Annotated in this window: 2 protein-coding genes; both read right to left on the minus strand. The window is 32.4% G+C overall.

Annotated features, from left to right (window positions below):
- Positions 1–9 precede the first annotated feature (9 nt).
- On the minus strand, positions 10–1,290 hold the full coding sequence (locus CD118_RS10830) for an MFS transporter (protein WP_103356697.1): 1,281 nt from the start codon (positions 1,288–1,290) through the stop codon (positions 10–12).
- A 31-nt stretch (positions 1,291–1,321) separates the two neighbouring features.
- The gene (locus CD118_RS10835; RefSeq protein ID WP_103356698.1) at positions 1,322–2,068 is read right to left on the minus strand and encodes a glycerophosphodiester phosphodiesterase family protein; all 747 of its coding nucleotides are present in this window, start codon (positions 2,066–2,068) and stop codon (positions 1,322–1,324) included.
- Positions 2,069–2,458: the final 390 nt, after the last annotated feature.

The following is a 2,458-nucleotide window of genomic DNA, read 5'->3' on the forward strand; positions in this document are numbered from 1 at the left end:
CATTAAAATCTATGCAGGAGATTTGCGGTTTAAAAAGAGTAACAGTAAAGTACATAAACTGCCTAAAAATGAGACGATAATGCCAATTTCAAATATCATACGATATGCTGTAACAACATTATCTTGATGCGCATCAAGGAGCTTACCATTCATCGTATAAACCCAGAAAATAGGCGCATATGCTGCGAAAGAGCCTACACTCATTGCTGAACCAGCATATTTTTTAGGAATATCAAACTCTGCAATAGGCGCTAGTATTACACTTTTAGCTAAAAACGTTGACACTGAAAATACAATTAAAAGTGCCATGCTGATAAAGAGATTTCCTTCGATAAATACAACACCTAGTAAAACGAATGATGATAAAATAAGCGCTGAGAAAATCATTTTCGAAGATGACTTAAATACATAGTCTGATATTAAACCAGCAGAAACACCCATAATGACGCCCATAAGTCCTGTATTAAAGATTCCGAAAAGTGCAGTTTGTGTTGTTGAAAGTTCATAAGTTTTTTGTAAATATGGCACGCTATAAATTAAAATGATATAACCCCAATAAATCGACATCGCACTCATTGATGCCAGCCATACTTTAGGCTGTAACAGTACATAGAATAAACCTTTAAGTGCTTCAGCTGATTTATTAAGATGCATCTCTTCTGTTTTTTCTTCATCGATTGCAGCAATTCCATTTTTTGGCACGTATTTGATAATTAATAGAATTAAAGGAATAATCAATAAATTATATGCGAGCATGCCTCCTTTAAATACAACAATCCCACTGATTAAAGACATGATTCCAACAATAATTAAATTCATAATCATTTCTTCAGCACGTCGAATCGATTCTAATAATCCAAAACCCATACCTCGATTACTTTGGTTCGTGAATAACATAATACCGTTAAGTACAGCTGGCCAAAAAAATGAGTCCACAATACCCCAAATAATCGCAATTACTTTTAACATTTGAAAAGTAGGGCTGAAGAAAATGATCACTGAAATGGTTATAAAGCGAATTACCAATCCAACAATTAAAATAGATTTCACCGAAAAACGGTTATTAATCCAACCCGCAGGAATGTAAAAGAATATAGAAATACCAATGAGACCAAATATCGCTCCTAGCTCTGCATTACTTACTTGTAAGACATCGAGTAATAAATTATAAAATGTCCCTTTGAATGCTTCGAAACTTGAGTAAATCAACTGCCCTGCTGTCACAACAGTTAAAAATCCAATAAGCGTCTGTCTATCTTTAAAGTTCAATTTGTCCATAATACGTTTCATATGACGTACCCCTTCCACTTTGTTGTAAAATCTATTGTTGCTGTAAATGAATAAGATCATCAGCATAATCTGTAAATATGCCGTCTACACCCCAATTGATCAGTGTATTTGCACGTTCTTTATCATTTACTGTCCATACATTCAATGTATAACCAGAATTTTTAATTTCTGAAACGAGTTCTCGTGTTAAGTTAATATCTTCTAAATGGACAATAGACGAGCCACAATAATCTACTATTGTACGCCAATCATTATAAAACGCACATTTTTCAAATAAAACCGCACGCTTATATTGTGGTATATATTGTTCTGCTAATTTGAGCAAACTAAAGTTAAAACTAGAAATTAATACTTCTAGCGCGTCATCTAATTTCTCAATTTGTGTCTTCATTAATTGCAACATGCGTTCACTTAAATAGGTCCCGTTTGGACCTGTAACCCCTTTAAGCTCGATATTAAGATTTATTTTATAACGATTTGCAAATGCTATAAGCTGCTCAAATGTTAAAATACGTTCATTTGCAAACTCTGGATGAAACCAAGCCCCAGCTGATGCATTCTGAATTGCTTCATAACGCGTTTCACTCACTTCTCCGTATGTATTCGTTGTTCGATCTAAGTCATCATCATGAAATATAATTAAAACTTCATCCTTAGTGATAGCGACATCGAGTTCAAGCCATTTCACCCCTTCAATTTTACGAGCTAAATCAAATGCTGCAAAAGTATTTTCAGGTGCTTTACTCGACAATCCTCTATGTGCGAAAATATTCGTCATAATTATCCCCTTTACTAAATTTGAAAATTAAATCTACAAAACTTTGGTATCACTTGCATTATTATTGTACAAAATCATAGAAATTAATAAATTGCGTATTAGATTCGATAATACACCCTATCAATCATAATTTGACATTATCCACACTTATAAAAATTAAATTAAAAACAATGATTAATCGCTGCCAATAATAATGATACAATGGTTTTATACAATAATTTTTGTAGACCTGTTCATTATTATAAAGCGTTTACATTATACTGACAATATGATATTAATAATTTTTTAATTCATTTTAATGTCTATTACCACCTTATAGATAGAAAGACGTATTAATCACCTTTACTATTTACTCACCTTCAAAACGTATTCTGAAAAAGAGTATATTGG

Source organism: Staphylococcus coagulans (genome assembly GCF_002901995.1).
Taxonomy (GTDB): domain Bacteria; phylum Bacillota; class Bacilli; order Staphylococcales; family Staphylococcaceae; genus Staphylococcus; species Staphylococcus coagulans.